Origin of the sequence: Curtobacterium flaccumfaciens pv. betae, from assembly GCF_026241855.1 — a bacterium.
Lineage (GTDB): Bacteria > Actinomycetota > Actinomycetes > Actinomycetales > Microbacteriaceae > Curtobacterium > Curtobacterium flaccumfaciens.
Genome location: NZ_JAPJDC010000001.1, coordinates 3,266,033 through 3,291,827, shown reverse-complemented (window position 1 = coordinate 3,291,827; position 25,795 = coordinate 3,266,033). Strand labels below are relative to the sequence as shown.

At 70.8% G+C, this 25,795-nt stretch carries 24 protein-coding genes; 17 read left to right on the top strand and 7 right to left on the bottom strand.

The window, feature by feature from the left end; translation table 11 throughout:
* Positions 1–81: 81 nt before the first annotated feature.
* The 3 genes from ORG17_RS15450 to ORG17_RS15440 all read left to right on the top strand — a co-directional run bounded on the left by ORG17_RS15450 (position 82) and on the right by ORG17_RS15440 (position 3,376).
* Positions 82–285 (top strand): cold-shock protein, encoded by a 204-nt coding sequence (locus tag ORG17_RS15450; RefSeq protein WP_214526288.1) that lies wholly within the window; start codon positions 82–84, stop codon positions 283–285.
* 257 nt (positions 286–542) lie between these two features.
* Entirely contained in the window at positions 543–2,165 is a 1,623-nt protein-coding gene (groL, locus tag ORG17_RS15445) for a chaperonin GroEL (RefSeq protein ID WP_017888048.1), read from the top strand.
* Between the two features lie 314 nt (positions 2,166–2,479).
* The gene (locus ORG17_RS15440) at positions 2,480–3,376 is read left to right on the top strand and encodes a PDDEXK family nuclease (protein WP_214526289.1); all 897 of its coding nucleotides are present in this window, start codon (positions 2,480–2,482) and stop codon (positions 3,374–3,376) included.
* Between the two features lie 296 nt (positions 3,377–3,672).
* On the opposite strand, the gene ORG17_RS15435 is transcribed toward ORG17_RS15440, so the two are convergent.
* From ORG17_RS15435 to ORG17_RS15415, 5 genes are all read right to left on the bottom strand, one after another.
* On the bottom strand, positions 3,673–5,367 hold the full coding sequence (locus ORG17_RS15435) for a sensor histidine kinase (RefSeq protein ID WP_138801951.1): 1,695 nt from the start codon (positions 5,365–5,367) through the stop codon (positions 3,673–3,675).
* A gap of 66 nt (positions 5,368–5,433) precedes the next feature.
* On the bottom strand, positions 5,434–6,129 hold the full coding sequence (locus ORG17_RS15430; protein WP_017888045.1) for a response regulator transcription factor: 696 nt from the start codon (positions 6,127–6,129) through the stop codon (positions 5,434–5,436).
* Between the two features lie 51 nt (positions 6,130–6,180).
* Positions 6,181–7,878, bottom strand: a complete 1,698-nt coding sequence (locus ORG17_RS15425; RefSeq protein WP_111110330.1) for a DNA repair helicase XPB — start codon at positions 7,876–7,878, stop codon at positions 6,181–6,183.
* A gap of 48 nt (positions 7,879–7,926) precedes the next feature.
* Positions 7,927–9,693 carry a helicase-associated domain-containing protein gene (locus ORG17_RS15420; RefSeq protein ID WP_214526290.1) on the bottom strand — a complete coding sequence of 589 codons (1,767 nt, stop codon included), beginning with the start codon at positions 9,691–9,693 and terminating at the stop codon, positions 7,927–7,929.
* A 28-nt stretch (positions 9,694–9,721) separates the two neighbouring features.
* Positions 9,722–10,021, bottom strand: a complete 300-nt coding sequence (locus tag ORG17_RS15415) for a multidrug ABC transporter ATPase (RefSeq protein WP_173032948.1) — start codon at positions 10,019–10,021, stop codon at positions 9,722–9,724.
* A gap of 55 nt (positions 10,022–10,076) precedes the next feature.
* Between ORG17_RS15415 and ORG17_RS15410 the strand changes: the two genes are divergently transcribed.
* A complete protein-coding gene (locus ORG17_RS15410) occupies positions 10,077–10,454 on the top strand; it encodes a cold-shock protein (RefSeq protein WP_017888041.1) in 378 nt (125 codons plus the stop codon).
* A 4-nt stretch (positions 10,455–10,458) separates the two neighbouring features.
* Positions 10,459–11,328, top strand: coding sequence for a DUF3027 domain-containing protein (locus ORG17_RS15405; protein ID WP_214526291.1), 870 nt, complete (start codon positions 10,459–10,461; stop codon positions 11,326–11,328).
* Positions 11,329–11,406: 78 nt separating this feature from the next.
* Here ORG17_RS15405 and serC read toward each other — a convergent pair whose 3' ends face one another.
* Positions 11,407–12,522 carry a phosphoserine transaminase gene (gene serC, locus ORG17_RS15400; RefSeq protein WP_214526292.1) on the bottom strand — a complete coding sequence of 372 codons (1,116 nt, stop codon included), beginning with the start codon at positions 12,520–12,522 and terminating at the stop codon, positions 11,407–11,409.
* Between the two features lie 184 nt (positions 12,523–12,706).
* On the opposite strand from serC, the gene ORG17_RS15395 reads away from it, so the two are divergent.
* The 12 genes from ORG17_RS15395 to ORG17_RS15340 all read left to right on the top strand — a co-directional run bounded on the left by ORG17_RS15395 (position 12,707) and on the right by ORG17_RS15340 (position 24,636).
* Positions 12,707–13,402 carry a metal-dependent transcriptional regulator gene (locus tag ORG17_RS15395; RefSeq protein WP_214526293.1) on the top strand — a complete coding sequence of 232 codons (696 nt, stop codon included), beginning with the start codon at positions 12,707–12,709 and terminating at the stop codon, positions 13,400–13,402.
* Positions 13,403–13,629: 227 nt separating this feature from the next.
* The gene (locus ORG17_RS15390; protein ID WP_301583230.1) at positions 13,630–14,622 is read left to right on the top strand and encodes a C40 family peptidase; all 993 of its coding nucleotides are present in this window, start codon (positions 13,630–13,632) and stop codon (positions 14,620–14,622) included.
* 352 nt (positions 14,623–14,974) lie between these two features.
* Positions 14,975–15,469 (top strand): HNH endonuclease, encoded by a 495-nt coding sequence (locus tag ORG17_RS15385; RefSeq protein ID WP_027466591.1) that lies wholly within the window; start codon positions 14,975–14,977, stop codon positions 15,467–15,469.
* Positions 15,470–15,665: 196 nt separating this feature from the next.
* Positions 15,666–16,370, top strand: a complete 705-nt coding sequence (locus ORG17_RS15380) for an AIM24 family protein (RefSeq protein WP_071244046.1) — start codon at positions 15,666–15,668, stop codon at positions 16,368–16,370.
* A 153-nt stretch (positions 16,371–16,523) separates the two neighbouring features.
* On the top strand, positions 16,524–16,712 hold the full coding sequence (locus tag ORG17_RS15375) for a hypothetical protein (protein WP_214526295.1): 189 nt from the start codon (positions 16,524–16,526) through the stop codon (positions 16,710–16,712).
* Entirely contained in the window at positions 16,709–17,341 is a 633-nt protein-coding gene (locus ORG17_RS15370) for a hypothetical protein (protein WP_214526296.1), read from the top strand. The genes ORG17_RS15375 and ORG17_RS15370 overlap by 4 nt, the downstream gene beginning before the upstream one ends.
* A gap of 59 nt (positions 17,342–17,400) precedes the next feature.
* On the top strand, positions 17,401–18,567 hold the full coding sequence (locus tag ORG17_RS15365) for a PrsW family intramembrane metalloprotease (RefSeq protein ID WP_214526297.1): 1,167 nt from the start codon (positions 17,401–17,403) through the stop codon (positions 18,565–18,567).
* 354 nt (positions 18,568–18,921) lie between these two features.
* Entirely contained in the window at positions 18,922–19,794 is an 873-nt protein-coding gene (locus ORG17_RS15360; RefSeq protein WP_214526298.1) for an EamA family transporter, read from the top strand.
* Between the two features lie 189 nt (positions 19,795–19,983).
* A complete protein-coding gene (locus tag ORG17_RS15355) occupies positions 19,984–20,925 on the top strand; it encodes a phosphate/phosphite/phosphonate ABC transporter substrate-binding protein (protein ID WP_173032965.1) in 942 nt (313 codons plus the stop codon).
* Between the two features lie 35 nt (positions 20,926–20,960).
* On the top strand, positions 20,961–21,797 hold the full coding sequence (gene phnC, locus ORG17_RS15350) for a phosphonate ABC transporter ATP-binding protein (RefSeq protein WP_111032350.1): 837 nt from the start codon (positions 20,961–20,963) through the stop codon (positions 21,795–21,797).
* Positions 21,794–23,539 (top strand): PhnE/PtxC family ABC transporter permease, encoded by a 1,746-nt coding sequence (locus tag ORG17_RS15345; RefSeq protein WP_214526299.1) that lies wholly within the window; start codon positions 21,794–21,796, stop codon positions 23,537–23,539. Before phnC ends, ORG17_RS15345 begins: the two co-directional genes overlap by 4 nt.
* A complete protein-coding gene (locus ORG17_RS15340) occupies positions 23,536–24,636 on the top strand; it encodes a TIGR03364 family FAD-dependent oxidoreductase (RefSeq protein WP_301565257.1) in 1,101 nt (366 codons plus the stop codon). The genes ORG17_RS15345 and ORG17_RS15340 overlap by 4 nt, the downstream gene beginning before the upstream one ends.
* Positions 24,637–24,683: 47 nt before the next feature.
* Here the strand turns inward: ORG17_RS15340 and ORG17_RS15335 are convergent, their stop codons facing one another.
* On the bottom strand, positions 24,684–25,793 hold the full coding sequence (locus ORG17_RS15335) for an alpha-D-ribose 1-methylphosphonate 5-triphosphate diphosphatase (protein WP_214526301.1): 1,110 nt from the start codon (positions 25,791–25,793) through the stop codon (positions 24,684–24,686).
* Positions 25,794–25,795 lie beyond the last annotated feature (2 nt).

Genomic DNA, 25,795 nt, shown 5'->3' with positions numbered 1-25,795 from the left:
CTGATCGGACCGGTTCGGTCAGAGTCCCATGCAGACGACGATCACGTCGTTCCGCACTGCAGTACCAGGGAGCAAGAGATCATGGCCAACGGAACCGTGAAGTGGTTCAACGCTGAAAAGGGCTTCGGCTTCATCACCGTGGATGGAGGGGGCCAGGACGTGTTCGTGCACTACTCGGCCATCGACATGTCGGGTTACAAGGTCCTCGAGGAGGGCCAGGCCGTCGTGTTCGACGTCGGCACCGGGTCGAAGGGCCCGCAGGCAGAGTACGTCCGCCCCGCCTGAGCACGACCACTTCCAGAACGCGCCGTCCCATCAGGGGCGGCGCGTTCGTCGTGTGCGTGGACGGCGACCGGTGCCGGGAGCGTGACCGCGGCGGTGGTGCGGGGTCCGCCGGACGCGACGTGTCCTGGGAAGTCGTCACGAGCCTCCCGACTGTGTTGCACTCACACCCGGCGAGTGCCAGAATCGGCGTTGGCACTCGCTCACGCTGAGTGCCAGCACGACCCCCAAGACGACGTCCGGGAGGGACGAAAAACCACATGGCTAAGATCATTGCTTTCGACGAGGAGGCCCGCCGTGGCCTCGAGCGCGGCCTGAACCAGCTGGCCGACGCCGTGAAGGTGACGCTCGGCCCGCGCGGCCGCAACGTCGTCCTCGAGAAGAAGTGGGGCGCTCCCACGATCACGAACGACGGTGTCTCCATCGCCAAGGAGATCGAGCTCGACGACCCGTACGAGAAGATCGGTGCGGAGCTCGTCAAGGAGGTCGCCAAGAAGACCGACGACGTCGCCGGTGACGGAACGACCACCGCGACCGTCCTCGCCCAGGCGCTCGTCCGCGAAGGCCTCCGCAACGTCGCCGCCGGTGCCGACCCCGTGTCGCTCAAGCGCGGCATCGAGAAGGCGGTCGCCGCCGTCTCCGACCAGCTCCTCGCCAACGCGAAGGACATCGAGACCAAGGACCAGATCGCCGCGACCGCGTCGATCTCGGCCGCTGACCCGACCATCGGCGCGCTCATCGCCGAGGCCATCGACAAGGTCGGCAAGGAAGGTGTCGTCACCGTCGAGGAGTCGAACACCTTCGGCACCGAGCTCGAGCTCACCGAGGGCATGCGCTTCGACAAGGGCTACCTGTCGCAGTACTTCGTCACCGACCCCGAGCGTCAGGAAGCCGTCTTCGAGGACGCCTACATCCTGATCGTCAACTCGAAGATCTCGAACATCAAGGACCTCCTGCCGGTCGTCGACAAGGTGATCCAGGCGGGCAAGCAGCTCCTGATCATCGCCGAGGACGTCGACGGCGAGGCCCTGGCCACGCTCGTCGTGAACAAGATCCGCGGCATCTTCAAGTCCGTCGCCGTCAAGGCCCCGGGCTTCGGCGACCGCCGCAAGGCCATGCTGCAGGACATCGCGATCCTCACCGGCGGCCAGGTCATCTCGGAAGAGGTCGGCCTCAAGCTCGAGAACGCGACGCTCGACCTGCTCGGTCGTGCCCGTAAGGTCGTCATCACCAAGGACGAGACCACGATCGTCGAGGGTGCCGGCGATGCCGAGCAGATCGCCGGCCGTGTCCGCCAGATCCGTGCCGAGATCGAGGCGACCGACTCCGACTACGACCGCGAGAAGCTCCAGGAGCGCCTCGCGAAGCTCGCCGGTGGCGTCGCCGTCATCAAGGCGGGTGCCGCGACCGAGGTCGAGCTCAAGGAGCGCAAGCACCGCATCGAGGACGCCGTCCGCAACGCGAAGGCTGCCGTCGAAGAGGGCATCGTCGCCGGTGGTGGCGTCGCCCTCATCCAGGCCGGTGCTGTCGCACTCGAGGCCCTCGAGCTCGAGGGTGACGAGGCGACCGGTGCGAACATCGTCCGCGTGGCCATCGACGCGCCGCTCAAGCAGATCGCGCTGAACGCCGGTCTCGAGCCGGGCGTCGTCGCCGCCAAGGTCCGCGAGCTCGAGTCGGGTTGGGGCCTCAACGCCGCGACCGGCGAGTACGTCGACCTGATCGCTGCCGGCATCATCGACCCCGCCAAGGTCACGCGTTCGGCGCTGCAGAACGCTGCGTCGATCGCCGGTCTGTTCCTGACCACCGAGGTCGTCGTCGCCGAGAAGCCCGAGCGCACCCCTGCTGCTCCGGCTGGCGACCCGACGGGTGGCATGGACTTCTAAGTCCGTCTGACGGAAGGGCCCCGCACGCTGCGCGTGTGGGGCCCTTCCGCGTGTGTGGGGGCGGGGGCGGGTCAGGAGGTCACAACACCCCGCTCAGGTCCGCCGAGCGGTCACGAATAGTCGGCTCGGCCCGTTCCAGTCGACACAACGTGACCGTCCGGCGGCGCAGGAGCGGGGAGTCGTGACCGGCTCGTGCGTGCGGCTTGCGCGTGTCTGCGGTCGGCTCTCCCACACAGGAGGCCCGGCTCACCTCGTTCTCCACAGGTTGCGAGTGCGCGTGGTCGGCTCACGTGCCCCGCGACGACCATGACGGCATGTCAGCTCCCCGTCGCCTCCCTGCTCCGTTCGACCGCACCACCTTCCGCGTGGCCGATGCGGTCGGTCACGGCATCGATCCGGAACGACTCCGGCGCACCGACCTGGCAGCCCCGGTCCACGGTGTGCGTGCTCCGATCGACTCGGTGGACTTCATCGGCGCCGTCACCCTGGTCATGCGTCCCGACCAGTTCTTCAGCCACACGACGGCTGCCGCGATCTGGGGTGCGCCACTGCCGCAGTCGGTGCGCGCGGTCGTCCCGGTGCACGTCTCGACCGCGAGGGACGGGTGCCGGATGCGTCGGCCCGGCGTGGTCGCGCACCGGCTGGACCGGCCGAGGACCGTCGAATACCGCGGGTTCCCGGTCAGTGTCCCCGCGCAGATGTGGTTCGAGTGCGCCGGCGTGGTCGATCGGGACGCGCTGGTCGCGATCGGGGACCACCTCGTCGGACCAGCCGGGCTGGCGACGGCGGACGACCTCCGTGCGTCGATCCGCCCCGGCACACGCTTCGCGCTCGCTGCTCGGCGCGCGCTGGACCTCGTCCGGGCCGGGGCGGAGTCGCCGCAGGAGACCTGGCTCCGTCTGGCAGTGGTCGAAGCGGGGTTCCCCGAGCCGGAGCTGAACGTCGACGTGCACGATGGTGCGGGGCGGTTCCTCGGCCGCGTCGACATGGCGTGGTCGGAGTACCGCATCGTGTTGGAGTACGACGGCGATCACCACCGCGAGCGCGACACCTTCCGACACGATCAACGACGGGACAACGGGTTCGTGGTGAACGACTGGCTCGTGATCCACGCGACGGCGTCGGACGCACACCGACCCGCGGTGTTGTTCGAGCGACTCCGCCAGGCGTTCGAGGTCCGAGCGGTCGGAAGTCGTCGGCTGTCGGCGTGACGGCCGTGATCGCCACGCTGAAGATCTCGTCGCCGGGCGGTCACGACATGTCGACGGCCGTGCGCCGGCCGGTCACGAACTGTCGGCCAGCGAGCGCGCAGACGACAGATCGTGACCACTCGGTGGCGTCGGACGGGGTGTTGTGACCGCCCGGGACGCCCGCGGGACGCGACAGACGGACACCCGGGACGCCGCGGACGGGACAGACGGGACACCCGGGACGCCGCGGACGGGACAGACGGGACACCCGGGACGCCCGCGGGACGCGAGCGGCCGGGCCGCACGGCCCGCGCGGGTCAGGCGGAGAAGTCGCGGGGGAGCAGGGGGAGCCAGACGCGGAAGGTGGCGCCGCCGCCCTCGGTGTCGAATACCTCGACCGAGCCGTTGTGCGCCGCGACGATGCCGGACACGATGGCGAGCCCGAGGCCCGAGCCACCGGTGTCCCGGGCGCGGGAGGTGTCCGCACGCCAGAAGCGCTGGAAGATCTTCTCGCGCAGCTGCGGCGGGATGCCCTCACCGTGGTCGATCACGTCGAGGTGTGCCATGCCGCGCTCGTCGTCCACGCCGATGCCGATCTCGATCGGGTCGTCGTTCGCCGTGAACCGCATGGCGTTGCCCATCAGGTTCGTGACGATCTGGCGGATCTTGTTCTCCTCCGCCAGGACGATCGGCGGGCGCTTCGGCAGCACGACCGTGGGCAGCGGGGTGGTCTCGTCGGTCGGCGCGGCACCGGCGTCGATGTTCATGGCGCGGGTGCGACGGGCCCGGAGTCGGGCGATGGTCTGGCGCGAGAACGCGATCGGCCCGGTGGTGTTCGCCGAGGTGGGCGACACGGGCGGTGCTTCACCGGAGTCCGGAGAGCCGATGGACGACGACGCCGACGGGCGGACGGCCTGGGGCACGCTCTCGCCGGTCAGGGAGTCCTCGACGAGGACCTGGATCTCGCGGTCGGGGTTGGAGGCCATCGTGTCGAGCGCCGAGTCGCGGGCGATGGCGACGAGGTCGACCGGGCCGAGCTCGAGCGGCTTCGACTCGTCGATGCGGGCGAGCTGCAGCAGGTCCTGCACGAGCAGGCCCATCCGCTGCGCTTCCTTCTCGATGCGCTCCATCGCCTGCGCGACGTCCTCTTCCTTGCGCAGGGCACCCATCCGGTATAGCTCGGCGTACCCGCGCAGGGACACCAGCGGCGTGCGGAGCTCGTGCGAGGCGTCCCCGACGAACCGGCGCATCTGGGCGATGGTGCGCTCGCGGTCCTCGAACGCGGAGTCGATCCGCTCGAGCATGACGTTGAGGGAGCGGTTCAGGCGGCCGACCTCGGTGTTCGGGGTGTCGGCCTCGAGGCGCTGGTTGAAGTCACCCGCGGCGAACCGTGCCGCGGTGTCCTCGACGTCGCGCAGCGGGTCGAAGGTCGCGGTGACGAGCAAGCGGGTGAGCATGGCGCCGAGCAGGATGACCGAGGCACCGAACCCGAGGAAGATCGCGGTGAACTTGCCGATGGTCTCGTCGGTGCCGGCACTGGAGACGGCGATGAGCACGTAGCCGGTCTCGGTGGTGCCGTCGGACTGGTTCTGCAGCGACGCCGGGATGATCTGGGCGCGCCACTCGTGGTTGTGCTGGCTGTCGTACAGCGAGATGCGCTGGTTCGACTGCGAGGCCTCGACCAGGGTGGCTTCACGGACGTCGGGTCGACTCGACGCCTTCGTCTGGCAGATCCGGTCACCGTCGGCGTCGTACGCGGCGACGTAGGCGCTCTGCGACACCACGACGGACAGCTTGCAGTACTGCTCGCCGTCACTGATGTTCTGACCCTCGAGCTGCTCGGTCGTCTGCTTGACCGTGTTGTCGAGCTGCTGCATGAGGTAGGTGGACAGCACCGTCATCGTGCCGAGTCCGGCGACGAGCAATCCGAGCGCGACGAGCAGCACCGTGATCCCGGTGATCTTGGTGCGCAGGGAGATCCCGTCCCACCAGTGGTTCATTCGCGTGTGCATGCTGCCCCAACGATAGACAGCGGTCGCCCGGTGAAACCGGACGACCGCCGTGAAGAGGTGATGGTGCTACGAGGCCTTGGACGCCTTCAGCATGTACCCGAAGCCGCGCTTGGTCTGGATGATCGGCTCGGCGGAGTACTGGTCGAGCTTGCGGCGCAGGTACGAGATGTAGCTCTCGACGATGCCCGCGTCGCCGTTGAAGTCGTACTCCCACACGTGGTCGAGGATCTGCGCCTTCGACAACACGCGGTTCGGGTTGAGCATCAGGTAACGGAGCAGCTTGAACTCGGTGGGCGAGAGCTCGATCTGCGCGTCGCCGATCGTGACCTCGTGCGTGTCCTGGTCCATCGTGAGCTCGCCGGCGCGGATGATCGCGTCTTCCTCGTCGTTCATGGTGCGACGGAGGATGGCCTTGATGCGGGCGACGATCTCGTCGAGCGAGAACGGCTTGGTGACGTAGTCGTCGCCGCCGACGGTGAGGCCGGTGATCTTGTCCTCGGTGTCGTCCTTCGCCGTGAGGAACAGGATCGGCGACGTGTAGCCCGAGGAGCGCAGGCGCTTGGTCACGCCGAAGCCGTTCATGTCGGGCAGCATCACGTCGAGGATGATGAGATCCGGCTCTTCTTCCAGCACGGCGGAGATCGCCTGTGCCCCGTTGCCCACCGCACGCACGGCGAAGCCGGCGAAGCGCAACGAGGTCGTCAGGAGGTCGCGGATGTTCGGCTCGTCGTCGACGATCAGGATCTTGGGGCCATCGCTCATGGTCCTATCTTCTGACTGTTCCCTCGGGGTTTCCTGGGAGCGGTTCGTACGTCAGCCCACGGGCGTCTGAACCTGGTCGGCATCCAGGATCGTGTACGAGTAGCCCTGCTCCGCCAGGAACCGTTGCCGGTTCTGCGCGAAGTCCTGGTCGACGGTGTCCCGGGCCACGAGCGTGTAGAACGACGCGGGCAGGCCGTCCTTGTTCGGGCGGAGGAGCCGGCCGAGCCGCTGCGCCTCTTCCTGCCGGGACCCGAACGAGCCGGAGACCTGGATGGCGACGGTCGCATCGGGCAGGTCGATCGAGAAGTTCGCGACCTTCGAGACGACGAGCACGTCGACCTCGCCGGACCGGAACGCGTCGTACAGCCGCTCCCGTTCGTCGACCGGGGTCGCCCCCGTGATCTCCGCGGCGTCGAGCGACGCAGCCAGTTCGTCGAGCTGGTCGATGTACTGCCCGATCACCAGGATCTGCTCACCGCGGTGCTTCTCGATGAGTTCCCGCACGACCGGGGTCTTGGCCGGGGACGTCGCGGCGAGCCGGTAGCGCTCGTCGTCGCTCGACGCCGCGTACTCCAGGCGGTCCTGGTGCGGCAGGTCGATGCGGACCTCGTAGCAGGAGGCCGGCGAGATGTAGCCCTGCGCCTCGATCTCCTTCCACGGGGCGTCGTACCGCTTCGGCCCGATGAGCGAGAAGACGTCGCCCTCGCGGCCGTCCTCGCGCACGAGCGTCGCGGTGAGGCCCAGGCGTCGGCGGGCCTGCAGGTCGGCGGTCAGCTTGAACACCGGCGCGGGCAGCAGGTGCACCTCGTCGTAGACGATGAGGCCCCAGTCGAGGGCGTCGAGGAGCGACAGGTGCGTGTACTCGCCCTTCCGGCGGGCGGTGAGGATCTGGTAGGTCGCGATCGTGACCGGCCGGATCTCCTTGACGCTGCCCGAGTACTCGCCGATGTCCTCCGGCGTCAGGGTCGTGCGCTTGAGGAGCTCGGTGCGCCACTGCCGCGCCGAGACGGTGTTCGTCACGAGGATGAGCGTGGTGGCCTTGACGGTCGCCATCGCGCCCGCGCCGACGAGCGTCTTGCCCGCACCACAGGGCAGCACGACGACGCCGGAGCCCTGGGCGAAGAACGTGTCGACGGCCTGCTCCTGGTACGGTCGCATGTGCCACTCGGCCGTGTCCAGGTCGATCGGGTGGGGCTGGCCAGGGGTGTAGCCCGCCAGGTCCTCCGCCGGCCAGCCGAGCTTCACGAGCTCCTGCTTGATCTGTCCCCGCGCCCACGGCTGCAGCTCGACCTCGGTCGAGGACCGCATGTCACCGAGCAGCGGCTTGATGCGCTTCGACCGGATGACCTCGGCCAGCACCGACGGGTCCTCGGCGGTGAGGAACAGGAGCGGCAGCCGCTCGAGTTCCTCGGTGGGGGAGTTCGCGATCACGGGTGCGTCGGGTCGTTCCTCACGACGGATCACGAGCCGTCCGTAGCGCGAGACCGTGTCGCGGATGTCGACCGTGACGCTCTGCGGCACGGGGAACTTCGCGAAGCGTTCCAGGGTGTCGATCATCGCCTCGGCGTCGTGGCCCGCGGCGCGCGCGTTCCAGAGTCCGAGGCGGGTGATCCGGTAGGTGTGCACGTGCTCGGGAGCGCGTTCGAGCTCGGCGAAGGCCGCGAGCTCGTGGCGTGCGTCCTCGGCATCGGGGTGCGCGACCTCGAGGAGCACGGTGCGGTCGCTCTGCACGATCAGCGGTCCGTTCATGACCCGCCAGCCTAGCCGTCGACACCTGCGTGCGGGTGACCGCGCGGCTCAGGCGTCGCTCTCGACCGACACGACGAGCGACAGCGGCAGGGTCCGCTCGACGTCGACCGCCGTGTCCCGCCCGCGGACGCGTCCGGCCGCGACCGAGGTCGGCACGATCGAGAACGGCCGCTCCGAGCCGTCCGGCATCCGGACGGTCACACGGATCGGCGTGCGTCCGCGCACGGCCAGGTCGATCTGCCGACCGAGCCACTCCTGCTCCGGCTCCGCGTCGCCGCGCTGCGTCGTCAGGCGGAGCCGTTCGACGAGTGCGTGCGCCGACTGTTCCGGCGAGCGTCCGGTGGGGCTGCGCCGGCCGGGAGGCCCGTGGTGCGCCTCGGGGCGGGCTGCGGTCGTCAGGACGGCCGGGTAGCGCTGGTCCTCGAGCGCGGTGTGCACGACGTGCGGCGGGTAGCGCGTGGTCAGCGTCGTCAGGTCAGGCCGCTCCCACGCGAGCTGCCGGAGCTCGGCGTCCACCCCGACGAGGTCGAGCTGATCGGCGGTGCCGCGGACCTCGGTCCCGACGCCACCCGGCCCCCGGTCGACGACGATGCTGCCGTCGCGTCCGGCCACCTGGTCGATCAGGTAGGCGAGGGGCTGCGGGATCCCGGTCGCCGACAGCCGTCCGAGCAGGGACAGCAGGTCGTCGCGGGAGTGTCCGGCCCGGAACGCCGCGCGCAGGGTGTCCTCGGAGATGCGGTAGCGCGCCGCGAGGCCCGGCGCCTCGAGCACGGCGACGGTGCGCAGGGCGTCGTCGTCCACCGGCGCGAGCGGCCCCGGTGCGATGACGGTGAGGTCGTGCTGCAGGTAGACCCGCTCGACAGTGCCCGGCAGGTCGTCGGCGGCCTGCTCGGCGTCGCCGTCGAGGAGCGCCCGGCCGGTGCTCGTCACGATGCCGTCGACCGCCAGGCCGAGCGACGCCGCGGTGCCGGCGACGTCGAGCAGCAGGGCATCGAGCCAGCGGGACCCCGCCGGGTACGCCCAGCGCCCGAGCGGCACGAGGTCACGCAGGTCCCCGTCGGCCAGGTCGAGCACCTGGTGCACGGCGGGCGGGAGCGTGTCCGACCACGCGGCCACCAGCGACACCCAGCGCTCCGGCCAGCCGGCGAGCAACCAGGCGTGCCCGGCGTCGGTGACGATCCAGCGTCCGGTGTCGGGGTCGGCGAACCCGATGCCGTCGAGCAGCGCCAGGCGACCCGCGACGAGTTCGGCGTCGGTGCCGATGCGCTCGGCGAGGGTGCGGGCGAGCGGCATGCCGATCCCGCCCTTGACGAGTTCGCGGACCGCGCCGGCGTCGACCGCCCGCAGCAGTTCGGCGAGCACGGTCATCGTCGCGAACGCCTGCTCCGCGCCGGTGGTGCGCGCACGCTCGAGCGCCGCGGCGTCGAGGGCGGGAGCAGCGGGGCGGACCTGCTCCGGGCCTCCAGGCTGCTCGTCGAGCGAGGTGAGGTCGGGGTGGGTGGCCACGCGAGCGGCGACCGCGTCGTCGACTGCGCCGTCCTCGTCGGCGAGGCCGAGCTCGATCGCGGGGCCGAGCGCGTCGACGGCGCCGCCCTCACGCAGTGCGAGGATCGTCGCGCGCGGCAGGTGCTCGACGGCGGCGTCCACGGCGTCGTCGCTGCGGAGCGCCTCGGCGAGGTCGAAGAAGTCGGTGATGCGCTGCGGGCCGGTCTCGGCGAGTGCAGCGGTGGGGAGTCGCCTCGCCGCGACGAGGCGCTCGAGCGCATCGTCCGGCATCGCCCGGAGTCGGGCGGCGAGGTCGGCGGTGGTCGTCATCGTCCGGTGCCAGCGTCCGGGGCGGACGTCAGCGAGCCGTCCGGTTCGCTCGTGCGCGACGTGTCCAGGTGATGCCGAGGAGCGTGAAGACCAGCACCATGGCGATCGGGAAGCCGAAGAGCGGGATCGCCATGACCACCGGCCACGGCATCGCACCCCGGGCAGCAGGTGCGGTGAGCCACATGATGATCATCGCGACGAAGCAGAGCAAGCCGAGGATGATGATCCCACCGATCATGAACGCCAGAGCGCGTTCGGTACGATTGAACGTCACCGGGGGTTCTGCGGAGTCCTGCGGGTTCCCGGTTGATCGGGTCGGCTTGGCCATCGACCCAGGATATCCGACGCACCACGGCCGTACCACGACCTCGAGGAGTCCACGCATGCCCACCGGCAAGGTCAAGTTCTACGACGACGACAAGGGCTTCGGCTTCATCACCGGAGACGACGGCGACCAGGTGTTCCTGCACGCGTCGTCGCTGCCCGACGGCGTCGTGACCGTCAAGGCCGGCACGCGGCTGGAGTACGGCGTCGTCCAGGGCAAGAAGGGGTCGCAGGCGTTGTCCGTGCGGCTGCTCGAGCCCCAGCCGTCGCTGTCGCGGATGACCCGTCGCTCCGCGGACGACATGGCCGTGATCGTCGAGGACCTGGTGAAGGAACTCGACCGGATCAGCGGAGACCTCCGCCACGGCCGCTACCCGAAGAACGGCGATCGCATCGCCGCCATCCTGCGGCACGTCGCAGACCAGTTGGAGGCGTGACCCCATGACCGAGTCCGAGACAGCAGGGGCCGAGACGGCTCCCGACGCAGCGTCCATCGACGCAGCGTCGACCGACGCAGCGTCCATCGACGCAGCGCCCATCGACGCAGCGCCCATCGACGCAGCGCCCATCGACTACACCGACCTGGCGCGCGGGGCGTTGCTCGAGGTCACCCCGGAGTCGACCGTCGGTGCACCCGTCGGCACCGTGGACGAAGGGGACGGCGTCGTGTCCGTCCTGTTCGCCAACCGGCTGCCCGGCTACCCCGGGTGGCGGTGGACCGTCAGCGTCGCCAAGGTCGGCGACGACGAACCGACCGTCCTCGAGGTCGAGCTGATGCCCGGGGACGGCTCGCTCGTCGCGCCCGAGTGGGTGCCGTGGTCCGAGCGACTGGCCGAGTACCGGGCCGCGCAGGAGCACGAGGGCGAGGACGGTGCCGAGGACGCGTCGGACGATGACTCCGACGAGGACTCCGACGACGAGGACTACGACGACGAGTCCGATGACGACGAAGACGACGACGAGTCGGACGACGAAGACGACGACGAGGACTCGGACGAGGACGACGACTACGACGAGTCGGATGACGACGAGGACGACGACGAGTCGGACGACGATGACGATGACGACGAGTTCGACGCCGACGAGGACGACCTCGACGAGTCGGACGACGACGACATCGAGGGTGTCGACGTCGATGCGCTCGCCGATGTGAGCGACAGCGACACTGACACCTCCGCCGCCGAGGACGAGGCCGCGCAGCCGCCCCGTCGCCGCCGTGCCCGCCGCGTGCAGCCGTTCGAGCCCGACGCCGATCTCGAGGTCGACCAGCTCGACGCCGGCGAGGCCGACCCGGGCTTCCACCGCGCCTGACCCGGACCGACGAACGGGCCCGGCACCACCGATCCGGTGGTGCCGGGCCCGTCCTCGTTCCGGCGGGTGTCCCCGAGGTCAGCGCAGGGCGTCGATCGTGAAGTCGATCGCGCGCACGAGCTTCGCGACGTCGTCCGGGTCGATCGCGGTGAACGTCGCGACGCGCAGCTGGTTGCGGCCGAGCTTCCGGTACGGCTCGGTGTCGACGATGCCGTTCGCACGCAGGGTCGCGGCCACGGCCTTGGCGTCGATCGAGTCGTCGAGGTCGATCGTGGCGACGACCTGGGAGCGAGCGGCGGGGTCGGTGACGAACGGGGTCGCCCAGTCGCTGGCCTCGGCCCAGTCGTAGATGGTCGACGACGAGGTCTTCGTGCGGAGGCCCGCCCACGCCAGGCCACCGGACTCGTTCATCCACCGCACCTGCTCGTCGAGGAGCAGCAGCGTGGAGATCGCCGGGGTGTTCAGGGTCTGGTTCAGGCGCGAGTTGTCGACGGCGTTCTTGAGCGACAGGAACTCCGGGATGTACCGGTCGGAGGCGGCGATCCGCTCGATCCGCTCGATTGCGGCGGGGGAGAGCAGCGCGAGCCACAGGCCGCCGTCCGAGGCGAAGTTCTTCTGCGGGGCGAAGTAGTAGACGTCGGTGGCGCTGACATCGAACAGGGCGCCACCGGCGGCGCTGGTCGCGTCGACGACGGTGAGGGCGCCGGCGTCACCGGTCGCGCGGACGACCGGAGCCATGACACCCGTCGAGGTCTCGTTGTGCGGGTAGGCGTAGACGTCCACGCCCTCGACCGATTCGAGTGCGGCGAGGGAGCCACCCGGTGCCTCGACGACGTGCGGAGCCTCGAGCCACGGGGCCGCTGCGGCCTTGGCGAACTTCGACCCGAACTCGCCGAAGGACAGGTTCTCGGCACGGCGCTCGATGAGGCCGAACGCGGCGGCGTCCCAGAACGCGGTCGAGCCGCCGTTGCCGAGGACGACCTCGTAGCCCTCGGGGATCTGGAACAGGTCGGCGAGGCCGGAGCGGACGCTGCCGACCAGGTCCTTCACGGGCTTCTGGCGGTGCGAGGTGCCGAGGATCGTGGCGCCGCGCGTCACGAGGGACTCGAGCTGGGCGCCGCGGATCTTCGACGGACCGCAGCCGAAGCGACCGTCGGTGGGGAGGAGTTCGGCCGGGATGACGATGTCTGCCATGCACCGATCCTACCGACGACGATCCGCCTGCCCGAGCCCGTGTACCGGCCGGACGGGGAGGGTTCGACCCGCTCATCCACCGCGTCGGATGACCCTTTCTCACGTGCACCCGGGCGCCGGTCGGTGTTCGTCGGTGCGAACAAGTAGTGTGGTCGGCGCTGGGCCCAGACATGAGAGGCGGACCGTGACCGATCTCGTCGACACCACGGAGATGTACCTTCGCACCATCCTCGACCTCGAGGAAGAGGCGATCGTGCCGCTGCGCGCGCGCATCTCCGAGCGCCTCGGACACTCGGGCCCGACGGTCTCGCAGACCATCGCCCGCATGGAGCGCGACGGCCTGGTCGTCGTCTCCGGTGACCGCCACCTGGAGCTCACCGACGAAGGTCGTTCCCGTGCCACCCACGTGATGCGCAAGCACCGTCTGGCCGAACGCCTGCTGGCCGACGTCATCGGACTCGACTGGGCCTTCGTGCACGACGAGGCCTGCCGGTGGGAGCACGTCATGAGCGAGCAGGTCGAGGTCCGCCTGCTCGAGATGCTCGGCAACCCGACGGAGTCGCCGTACGGCAACCCGATCCCCGGACTGGCCGAGATCGGTGGACCCGCGGCCGCCGGGTTCCTCGACGGTGTCCAGAACATCGTCGCCGCGACCGAGGGCACCGACGCCGTCACGACCGGGGTCCTCCGACGCCTGGGCGAGCCCGTGCAGTTCGAACCGGAGCTCCTGCACCAGCTCCGCACCGCCGGGGTCATGCCCGGGCGCATGGCGAGCGTGCAGCGTGCGGGCGCCTACGTCGCGGTCCGCGTCGAGGGCGAGGACTCGGGCATCGAGCTGCCCATCGAGGTCGCGCAGCACGTCTACATCGAGCGGGACTGACCGTTCCTGTTCCTCCCTGAGAGTCTTTACCGTTTCGTTACCTCCGGGGCGTTTGGTCTCGACACGGTAACGACGCCTCCGTACACTCGTCCGAGTCGCCGCGCTGCCCCTGAGCCGGAGACCCGTGGCAGGACGTCTCGAACCCGTCTCCTGCCTCGATCGGAAACGATGACGAACGGATGGGGTTGCACACTGCCGGACACCCACGGCGGCGTGATGACGAGACGTTGGAGACCCACCTCTTGACGCAGACCGGTACCGCCGCGGACGACCAGACGCCCGCGAACCCGACGAACACCGAGAACGCCACCACCGCCCCGCTCACCCGACGGGCCGTGCGCGAGACCGAGGGCCGCCCGGTCCGCAAGGTCGTGCCGGTGCGCTCCGCCCCGCTGCCCGGTGGTCGACGTGCCGCGCAGGCCGCCGCAGCCGCGAGCACCGCGAAGGCCAGCTCGTCGTCGCGCAAGCGCAAGTTCCTCGCGCCGGTCGTCCTCACCGTGGCCGCCGGCATGTTCGGCACGGTCGCGGTCGCCCCGGCCTTCGCCGCGACGACCTCGAGCAACTCGACCGCCGCCGCCGCCGCCGACGCCCAGCGTCAGGTCCGGGCCAACCAGAGCCAGGAACTGTCGGTCTCCGACGCCGTGGCGCTCGCCGACACGAGCCGTGACGGCTTCGGCGCGACCTCCACCGCGACGCTCGACGCCGAGAAGGCCGCCAAGCAGGCCGCCGCCGACCAGGCCGCCGCAGCGAAGGAAGCCGCCGAGCAGGCCGAGCAGACCCAGACCGCCCGCGCTGCGACGGCGAAGCAGTACTCCTCGTACACCGGGCCGACCGCCGCCGAGTACGCGGCCAGTTCGTCCGCCGCCGACACCCCGTTCTCGCTGCCGGCCGTGGTCGCCACCGGCAAGCAGTACATCGGCACCCCCTACGTCTTCGGTGGCGCGGACCCGTCGGGCTTCGACTGCTCGGGCTTCATCATGTTCGTGTACGCCCAGTACGGCATCAACGTCGCGCACTCGGTGCCGCTGCAGGACCAGGCCGGCACCACGATCCCCGAGTCCGAGGCGCAGCCCGGTGACGTCGTCATCTTCAACAACGAGGCGCACGACGGCTTCTACATGGGGAACGGCATGATCATGGACGCTCCGAAGCCCGGTGGCACCGTGCAGATCCGCCCGATCTGGACCAGCGACTACCACATCGTCCGTTTCGGCATCTAGCGACCACTGTCCCTCCGGCGTGTGAACTTCACCGGAACCGGCCCGCGCACCCTCGTGCCGGGCCGGTTTCTGGGTTAACCTGACGCTGCACCGGTCCGCACCGGCGCGAACAGGAGACCCTCATGTCGATGTTCCGCACGACCCGCACCATGGGTCGGCGCGCGCGCGTCGACATATGGTCGAGCACAGCCTGCGTGCACGAGCACGCCCCTGCATGACGAGAGCACTGCCCATCCGGGTGGTGCTCTTCGTGGTTCCAGGGGTGTGAACAGGTCGTCCTCACCCGTTCGCGTCGTCGGTCCGACGCACCCGCAGCGCCTGGAAGCCGTCCAGGCACGTCGGAAGGGAACCCATGCGCACTCTCGTCCTCAACGCCGGTTACGAGCCCCTCGCGGTGATCTCGTTCCGACGAGCCCTCGTGCTGGTCATGAACCAGAAGGCCGCCATCGTCGCCGCCGACGTCGAACACCCGGTCACCGGGTCGACGTCGAGCTACGACCGTCCGTCCGTCATCATCCTCACCCGCTACGTGCGCATCCCGCACTCCAGGCTCGTGCCGGTGTCCCGTCGCGGTGTGCTGCGTCGGGACGGCAACCACTGTGCCTACTGCGGCCGCCACGCCACAACGATCGACCACGTGCAGCCGCGGTCGCGCGGTGGGCAGGACTCGTGGGAGAACCTCGTCGCCTGCTGCCTGGCCTGCAACAACACCAAGGGCGACCGCACCCCGCAGGAGATGGGGTGGCGCCTCCGGTTCCCGCCGAAGGTACCGCACGGGTCCTCGTGGGTCGTGCGCGGCATCGAGCGTCCGCAGGCGGAGTGGGACGAGTACCTCGTGGCCGCGTAGCGGCCGTCGGTCCGCACCACCAGACGGACTGGAGGTCCGTGGCGACGCCGCCACGGGCCTCCAGTCCGTCGCCCGGCGCGACCAGTGCCCGACCCACCCTTGGCAGGTCGAGCTGCTTCCGCCATCCTGGGCTCGACGCCAGCGGCGTCGGTCGGAGCCCCGACCGACGGACCGGCGACACGAGGGAAGAGCAACGATGCGCAGCGAGATCTCCGGAACGACCATGCCCGTCCTGACGCTCGCGCTCGACGCGGGTGAACGCATCGTGGCCGAGGGCGGTGACGTCGCCTGGCTGACCCCCGGGTTCGGCATGGACACCTCGACCGCGCACGGCGGTAGCGGCGGGTTCCTCGGGGGCCTCAAGCGTGCGCTCGGCGGCGGGCAGCTGTTCCTCACCGAGTACACGGCGTCGGCCGCCGGCGGACGGATCACGTTCGCCGCGAGCCTCCCCGGCACGATCCGCGAGATCACGGTGGACCCGGCGGACCAGTTCCTGGTGCAGTCCGGCTCGTACATGGCGAGCACCGCCGACGTCGACGTGTCCGTCGGCTTCCAGAAGCGCCTCGGAGCGGGGATCTTCGGTGGCGCGGGCGTGGTGTTCCAAGCGCTGTCGGGCTCGGGGACGGCCTGGGTGCAGCTCGCCGGCGAACTCACCGAGGTCGAGCTCGCCGCGGGGGAGTCGCTGCTGGTCCACCCGGGGCACCTGGCGATGTACCGCGCGGGCACGTCGGTCGAGTTCGCCACGGTGAAGGGCATCAAGAACAAGGTGTTCGGTGACTCGATGTTCCTCGCCGAGGTGCACGGTCCGGGCCGGATCTGGCTGCAGTCGATGACGCCGGCGGCCCTCGCGGCGGCCATCCAGCCGTACCTGCCGAAGCCGCAGGGCAGCGACCGCGACTGAACCCGCCACGCCCGGCCGCAGTCGGTCTGGCCGGAGAACGCGGCATCCGGGCATACTTCCCCTGAGACCTGAGGGGGCTTCATGCCCTGGCCGGTGTCTCCCTGACGACGGACAGCCCCGCCCCGCAGCGACACCGACTCGAGAGCAGGACCCGTGACCGACATCCGCAGCACCCGGACCATCCCGCGAGCTATCTGGGGCGGCCTGCTCCTCACCCGGCAGGCTGGTTGGGCAGCCGAGGCGTGGACCGCGCCCTCACCGTTCACGGAACGTCGTCGGTGGTGGATGCTCGCCGTCCCGATCGTCCTGGCAGCGCAGCCCGGATCGGCGGACGTCGCATGACGCTCCCGATGGAGACCACCGGTCGGCGGCATCGGTGGGTGCCGGCTGACCGACGCTGGTGGGGGCTGGACCGCCGGACGGTCCTCCCCGCGGTGATCGTGCTGGCGACCGCCGCGATCATGCACTGGGGTGTGCCGTGGCTCAACGACCAGGTGTCGTTCACCGAGACGGTCCCGGCGGGGAGCACGATGTCGCTGAAGCAGGACGTCGAGTTCACACCGCCGGCCGGGTGGGGCATCAGTGACGGTGTCCTCACCGGTGACGCCGAAGCCGGCGGCACCTACCCGGCATCCGCGACCGTGTTCGACGGCACGACGTCGATCACGCTCCGGACCGGCACGTTCGTGGGCACGCCGCGCGCACTGCTGCGGCAGATCCAGACCACCAACGCGGCCACCGGCACGCAGGCGCTCCGGTCGACGGTGACGCCCATCACGACGGCGTCCGGGGTGCGCGGGGTGATCAGCGAGTTCCGTGACGTCCGGAACGACGGCGCCATCGCCGCGTTCGTCGCGGACGGCGTCGGTGTCGAAGTCGTCATCAGCACGCCGAACAGCACACCGACGAGGACGGCCACCCTGATCGGGCAGGCCCTGTCGTCGATCACGGTCGAAGGAGCCGGATCCTGAGGCTGAACCTGTTCCGACGGGATCGCGAGCGCACCACGGGGACGGTCACCGTGTCGTCGGTGCCGACCGAGCTGGAGCAGGCGCGGACGGCCGTCTTCGAACGGTCCGGATGGGGCCTGCGGATGGAGGTGTTCCAGCCGCGGAACGCCGCGTTCTGGGTGTTCTGGGTGCTGGTGATCGCCGGCCTCTGGAACGCGGTGAAGTTCGTGCAGCCGGCCGCGGCACCGTTCGCCTCGGCGGTCACGACCAACAGCCTGGTCCTGGTCCTCTACGCGGCCCTGTTCTGGTGGGCGACCCGTGCGATGGACCGGTACTCGACCCTGCCGATCAGCCTCGTGGTCCACGCGTTCCTCTGGGGTGCCACCGCGGCGACGTTCTTCATGGCGATCTACGCCAACGACGCGATCCTCGGCCTGTACGGCAAGACCTTCGGGCAACGCTGGGCCGCCGACTGGGCAGCCGGGCTCACCGCGCCCTTCACCGAAGAGGTCTCGAAGGGCATCGGTCTGGTGCTCCTGATTACCCTGGCACCGCGGATCGTCCGGACCACGTTCGACGCGTTCATCCTGGGGGCGTTCCTCGGGCTCGGGTTCCAGGTCGTCGAGGACGTGCTCTACGTCGCGCAGACCTCCGGTGCGAACTTCGGCGCGCACCCGTTCCTGGCGGGGCTGGAGACGCTGGTGGTCCGGATGGCGACCGGGGTCGCCGGGCACATCGCGTACTCCGCGATCTTCGCGACCGGGCTGTTCCTGCTCGCCGGCAGTCCCGTCCAGCGCCGACGGGTGGGGTTGGGTGTCGGGCTGATGGTCCTCGCGATGGCCATGCACGGCCTCTGGGACGACCTCGGCGCGCTCGTCGGCCCCTTGCAGGCCTTCAACCTGGTGTTCATCGCGATCCTGACGGTGATCGTCGTGTTCGTGGTGTTCCGCGTCTTCCGGTTCGCGGTCCGCCCCGAGCAGGAGGACCTCCGCACGGTGCTCGCGCCCGAGGTGGCGGCGGGGCTGCTCTCGAGGGACGAACTCGACGCCGTCGTCGGTACCCGGAAGACTCGGCGGCGGTACGTCAAGGCGGCCGGATCCCGGCAGGAGCGCCGACGACGCCGCGTGCTGCTGACCGCGATCCACGACCTCGCCGAAGCGCTCCCGCACGTCGACGACCCGGATCACATCGCGTTCACCCGACAGGAGGTCACCCGGGTGCGGAACGGCGGTCAGCAGACCGCGTAGGTCTGCCGTCTCGCGCCTGAGCGTGCCCAGCGACCGACGGGAGGCCCGTGGCGGACCCGCCACGGGCCTCCCGTCCGCTCGTCTGCGGCTTCCGGACCGGACACGATCTGACGGCGCCGGGGAACGTCCGCCGAACGGCGCGTGAACGCGCGTCAGCGCCTGTCCGGACAGGTTGGCGGCGGCCGCCTCGGCGGTGTTAGCGTCCCCGTCGACAGCGCCTAGGGTTCCGGGACTCCCCGTCCGACTGGTCCGAGCGGCGCCACGGTCCGCCACCGAACGCGGGCCGTCATCTGAACGGACAAAAGCCTGGAGGACCTCGCCCGTCGCGCCGCGCGCCGGGCAGAAGGTCCTGCCGTGACACCGCTCGCCGTCCTCCTCGTCCTGTCCGCCGCCGTCGCCCACGCGGGGTGGAACGTCATCGCCCACGGGGTGAGCCGGATCGGGATGCCGTTCCTGTGGCTCGGCGCGGTGTCGAGCGTGGTGGTCTGGATCGGTGTGGTCCCGTTCACCGGGGGACTCGGCGACGCGGACCCCGGCGGGTTCGTGCTCGGCGTCGCCGCGTCCGGGGTGCTGCACGTCCTGTACATGCTGGTGCTGCAGCGCGGGTACCGGGTCGGCCGGCTGTCGACGGTGTACGCCACGGCGCGGGGGACCGGGCCGACGATCAGCGTCGTCCTGGCGATCGTGCTCCTGGGTGAGCGCCCGCACTGGATCGCCCTGGTCGGCGGGCTCCTGGTGCTCGTCGGTGTGGTCGCCGTCGGGCTCGCCGACCGGGGGACGACGTCGACGGAGCTCCCGCCGAGGCGGATCGACCCCGGGCTCGTCGCGGGTCTGCTCACCGGGGTGGCGATCGCCGCGTACACGATCTGGGACGCCTACGTCGTCCGCGACCTCGGTGTCGCACCGGTCGCGTTCATGGTCGGGTGCACGGCGGTCGAGGTCGTGTTCTTCGGACTGGCCCTCGGGTCGCGGCGGCGCGAGGTCCTGCCCGTGCTGCGGCAGCACTGGCCGCGGGTGCTCGCGTTCGGGGTGCTGTCGCCGCTGTCGTACATCCTCGTGCTGGTCGCGATCGGCATCGCTCCCGTGGCGCTCGTCGCCCCGATGCGCGAGGTGAGCGTCGTGCTCGTCAGCCTGTTCGGGGTGCTGGTGCTCCGCGAAGGCCGTGCGCTCGCCCGGGTCGGTGCCGCGGTGGTCGTGCTCGGCGGCATCGCGCTGCTCGCGCTCTGACGACGACGGCGACGGCGACGGTGATTGCTGCGACGGCGGCGACGGCGGCCTGTCCGGACAGGTGCCAACCGAGTTCACCTGCCGTCCACGCCGCGTGTACCGGGACGGAACTCCGCTCCACCGGTCGGCTGCGACAGTTGCGGTCGTCCGCACCGGACCCGCCCCCCCCGAACCGCCCGAAAGGTCATCATGCCCATCTCCGCACGCAAGTCGCTCGTCGCGCTGGCCGGCGCCCTGGCCCTCGTCGCCACGCTCAGTTCCTGCTCCGCAGGCTCCACCGCCGCGACCGGTGACGGCAGCCCCGCAGGCGGCTCCGACGCCGTGCAGTACGCCGCGGACGAGAACACCATCGTGTTCGGCGTGGTCCCCGACTCCGTGGACACCGAGACGAACTACCAGCCGCTGATGGACTACATCGCGAAGGAGACCGGCAAGAAGGTCGAGTACCACGAGTCGACCGACTACGCCGCGCTCATCGAGGCGTCCGTCGCGGGCAAGATCGACGTCGCGTCGTTCTCCGGGTTCACCTACGTCACGGCGAAGAACAACGGCGCGAAGATCACCCCGATCTCCTCCATCATCACCGCCGAGGGGCAGAAGCCCGGGTACTACTCCGAGGCCATCGTGCCGAAGGACAGCGACATCGACTCGCTGAAGGACTTCGCCGGCAAGAAGGTCTGCTTCGTCGACCCCTCGTCGACCTCGGGCTACCTGTTCCCGAGCTACAACCTGCTCAAGGCGGGCGTCGATCCGAAGACCGACGTCACCCCGGTGTTCGCCGGCAAGCACGACGTCAGCGTCCAGAAGGTCGCGGCGGGCACCGAGTGCGACGCCGGGTTCGCCGAGGACAGCGAGGTCGAGAAGAACGACGACGTGCGCGTCGTCGCGAAGACGATGGTCCCCGGCGCCCCGATCGTCGTCTCCGACACCCTGCCGTCGGCCGAGAAGGAGACGCTGACGAAGGCGCTGTCCGACGTCACCATCGACCAGATCATCGACGCCGGTGTGACCAGCGCCGACAGCGACGGCTTCCGCAGCGTCTTCTACGGCACCAAGCCCGTCGACGACGAGTACTACGACCTGATCCGCGACATCTGCAAGACGACGAAGTCGACCACCTGCCAGGCCTGACCCGGCGACCGCGAGACGGCAGCCCGAGGAGCACCATGACGAACCATGCACCGGTCGGCACCCCGGCCGTCGAGATCACCGGCCTGACGAAGCGCTTCGGCGACACGACGGCGTTGCGCGACGTGTCGCTGCGCGTCGGGCAGGGCGAGGTCGTCGTGCTGCTCGGGCTGTCGGGCTCCGGCAAGAGCACCCTGCTCCGACACGTCGACGCGCTCGAGCTCCCGACGTCCGGCAGCGTCCGGGTGGACGGGACCGAGGTGCACCGCCTGACCGGGCGTCGTCTGCGCGAGCTGCGGAGTCGCGTCGGGTTCGTGTTCCAGCAGTTCGAACTCGTGCCGGCGCTCACCGTGCTCGAGAACGTGCTCACCGGAGCGCTCGCGACCCTCCGCGGCCCGCGGCTCGGCCTCTGGTCGTACCCGCGCGGCCTCCGTCGCACTGCACTCGGGCACCTCGACCGCGTCGGGCTGCTCGACCGCGCCTACCAGCGGGCCGACACCCTGTCGGGCGGGCAGCAGCAGCGCGTCGCGATCGCCCGGGCGCTCATGCAGGACCCGACGGTGCTCCTGGCCGATGAACCGGTCGCCTCGCTCGACCCGGAGTCCAGCGGGCAGGTCATGCGCCTCATCCGCGAGATCGCCGCCGACCGTGGCCTGACGGTGCTCTGCAGCCTGCACCAGGTCGACCTGGCCCTGTCGTGGGCGGACCGGATCATCGGGCTCCGGCACGGCGAGGTCGTGCTGGACACCAGGACCGACGGCCTCGGCAAGGCGGAGGTCATGGAGATCTACGGGCAGGTCGCGACGAGCACCGACGAGTTCGCCACCATCGAGGCCGAGCTGCACGCACTCGACGCGGGGGAGCGGACCTCGTGACGACGCTCGACACCCGACCCGGAACCGCGGCGGCGCTCGCCGAGGACGTGGCCCGTCGGGCACCCCGCCGCCGGGTCTCGCCGGAGCGCACCGCTGCGGTGCTCACCCTCGTCGCCCTCGGCGTGCTTGCGTGCGTCGCGGTCGCGCGGGTCGACATCTCGATCCCGAACATCATCGCGTCGTGGTCGAACGCCGAGCACTTCTTCCAGCGTGTGGGCACCGTCCGGTTCCCGGCCGCCCCGGTGCTGCTGCAGCAGACCGCGCTCACCGTCGGGCTCGTCCTGCTCGGCACCCTGCTCGCCGCCGCGCTGAGCGTTCCCGTCGCGTACCTGGCGGCAGCGAACACCAGCCCGGGCCGCGGGTGGGTGGCTGCCGCGCGGTTCGTCAGCGTCCTGACCCGGGCCGTGCCGGACGTCGTCCTCGCGATGGTGTTCGTCCTGGTCTTCACGATCGGTCCGCTGCCCGGGATCCTGGCGATCGGCATCCACTCCGTCGGGATGATCTCGAAGCTCTTCGCGGACGCCATCGAGCAGATCGACGAAGGACCGCGCAACGCGATCCGGGCAGCCGGGGGGAGCCGTGCGCAGCAGTTCACCGCCGGGGTGCTCCCGCAGGTGCTGCCGTCGTGGGTCGCGACGATCCTCCACCGCAACGACATCAACCTGCGCGGGTCGGTCATCCTCGGGTACGTCGGCATCGTCGGCCTCGGCCGCGAGATGTCCTTCGCGTTCAAGTCGCTCGACTACTCACTCGGCATCGGGTACGCCATCGTCATCTTCGGCCTGTGCGTCCTGATGGAGATCGTCTCCAGCTCGGTTCGCGCCGCCATGCTCGGTGTGGCCCCGGCCGGGCGCGGCATCGGTGCCACGGCTGCCCGTCGGTGGATGCGTCGGCGGGACCGCCAGCGAGCCGAGGCCGTACCGGCCACGCAGCGACCGGTCGCTGCGACGGTCGAGGGCACCCTCCGTCGTCCGTGGACCCCCGTCCGGGTCCGGAACGCGATCTGGTGCTGGGTCGCCCTGGCCGTCGTCGTCGGCAGTGTCGTGGTCTGCGACATCGCCTGGGGTGACCTGGTCACCGTGTGGGGCAAGATCCCCGCCGTCGCCGTGCAGTTCTGGCCGCCGTCCTTCGGCAGCTACGGCGCCGGCATCATGTTCGGCGCGATGTTCGACACCGTCGCGATCGCCCTCGCCGCGACCGTCCTCGCGCTGCTGCTCTCGCTCGTCATCGGGTCCCTCGCTGCCCGCAACGTCGCTCCTGGACGCGGGGTCCGGGGCGGCGCACGGCTGCTGCTCGTCGTCGTCCGCGGGATCCCGGAGACGATCCTCGCGGTCGTGCTCATCGTCGTGACGGGGCTCGGTGCGCAGGCGGGGACCCTCGCCCTGGCCTTCGGCGGCATCGGGCTCCTCGGCAAGCTGATCGCGGACTCGCTCGAAGAGGTCGCTCCCGGGCCCGAGCGCGCCGTCACGGCCACCGGCGCGGGTCGCCTGCAGCGCTACGCCTCGGCGACGGTGCCGCAGGGGTTCCGCGCGATGCTCGGGCACACCTTCTACCTGCTCGACACGAACATCCGTGCGGCGACGATCCTCGGCATCGTCGGAGGTGGCGGCATCGGCTACTACCTCCTCAATGCAGCGCAGGGATCGAACTACGCGTCCGTCACCGCGATCGTCCTGCTCATCCTGGTCACGGTGCTCGTCACCGAGGGCCTGGCCATGTGGCTGCGGCGGGTGTTCCGGTGAGCGCGACGGAACGGTACGACGTCGTCGTGGTCGGCGCGGGCATCGTCGGGCTCGGCATGGCCTACGAGGCACTCCGGCAGGGCGCCCGGGTCGCGGTGGTCGACCGTGCGGCCGCGGTCGTCGGTGCGAGTGTCCGGAACTTTGGGCACGCCTGCGTCACCCCGCAGACCGGGGAGGCAGCCGGCTACGCGCAGGAGGCACGCCGCCGCTGGCTCGCACTCGCGCAGCTCGCCGGGTTCACGGCGCGCGAACGCGGTGCACACGTCGTCGCCCGTCGCCCCGAGGAGCTGGCGGTGCTCGAGGAGTACCGCGACTCCGGCGCGGACCTGCGGCTGGCCGACGCGGCCGAGATCGCCGCGGCGGTGCCGGTCGATCCCGCTACGGCCCTCGGCGGCGCGCACCTCGCGCACGACCTGCAGGTCGACCCCCGGGAGGCGGCACCCGCGATCGCGCGCTGGCTCGCCGGGCAGGGGGTCACCTTCCACTGGCGCACCCCCGCGCTCGAGGTCACCACCGGCGCCGTCCGCACCGGTCGTGGCGTCGTGGAGGGGACCCGGATCGTCGTCTGCACCAACCACGACCTCGACCAGCTCTTCCCGGAGCTCGCCGAGTCGATCGGTCTGGTCCGCTGCCGGCTCCACATGCTGCGAGCGACGATCCCGCTCGCCTTCCCGCTCGCCACACCGCTGCTGACCGGGTGGTCGCTGCTGCGCTACTCGGGGTTCGCCGCGATGCCCGGAGCGGGTGCCCTGCGGGACCGGCTCGCCGCCGACCTGCCCGAGGGGATCCGCTGGGACCTCAACCAGATGTACACGTCACCGCCGGACGGCAGCGTCATCGTCGGGGACACCCACGAGCGCGAGGTCGACGCGCCACCGTTCCAGGACGAGGACGGCTTCCGGCTGCTCGTCACCGAGACCGAGCGGCTGTTCGGTGCGCCGGTCTCCGTGGTCGACCGGTGGCAGGGCGTCTACGCCTCGGCCCCGGGGCGGGAGTTCCTCATCGACCGGCCGGTCCCGGGCGTCGACGTCGTGACGGTCACCACGGGCATCGGCATGACGACCGGCCTCGGCATCGCGCCGACGGTCCTCGGCTGACCCCGGCGGTCCTCGGCTGCCCCCGGTGGTCTTCGGCGGGGAGACCGTCAGTCGCGGAACAGCCGCTGCCGGCCGTCGCGCCAGACACCGACCACACGGTCCTCGCGCACGGCGACGAAGTCCGCACGGCGACCCGGTGCGAGGAGCCCCCGGTCCGGAAGCCCGACGTGTTCCGCGGGGTTCCGGGTGACCGTCGCGACGAGCTCGGCGAACGGTGCAACCCCGGCGGTGGCGGCCGCTCGCAGCCCCGGCAGCAGCGACCCGAGCTGGTAGTCCGACGCCACCACGTCGGCCCGACCGGCCGCGATCGCCGCGCGAGCGGACAGCCCGGAGCCGTGCGACCCGCCCCGCCAGAGGTTCGGGGCACCGACGACGACCCCGAGCCCGGCGTCGATCGCCGCGGCCGCAGCGCGCTCGGTGACCGGGAACTCCGAGATCCGGGCGCCGAGCCGCCTGGCCTCGAGGACGGCCTCGGGCGTCTCGTCGTCGTGTGCTGCGACGACGACACCGGCCCGGTTCGCGAGTTCGGCGATGGCCGCTCGTCGGCGGCCGATGCCCTCGGCACCGGCGTGGAACGCCGCAAGGCGGGCATCGAGCACCTCGTCGTCGGCGCGGTCGAGTGCGCGGTAGGCCCGTCTCCAGGCGGCGACGGTCGAGTACTGGCCGCGTCCGGGGGTGTGGTCCATGTACGAGACCAGGGTGACCCGATCCGGATGGGCCGCCACGAGCCTCCCGGCCGCCGCCACGGCGTCGTCGTGGGTGACGTCGACGCGCAGGTGCACGCGGACGTCGACCGGCAGGTCGGACGCGGCGACCGCGTCGAGGACGGCGGCGGCGTGCTCGGCGCTGCGCGCCGGAGCCGTCGCGTGCTCCACCGAGCAGCACAGCAGGGCGGTCGTCACGCCGGCGAGCAGGGCGTCGGCGGCGAAGGACTCGAGCGCGTGCCCGAGCGGCACCGGGACGCCGGGGCGCGGCTGTTCGAAGCGGGACAGCGAGTCGGCGTGCAGGTCGACCAGACCCGGCAGGACGTCGACGTCGCCGAGGTCGACCACCGGTCCGTCCGACGCCTCGACGACCACGTCGTCGCGCACGGCGAAGGACGAACCCGGCGTCCCGCCGTCGCCCCGGTGGACACGGGCAGCGGTGAAGGTCGTCACGC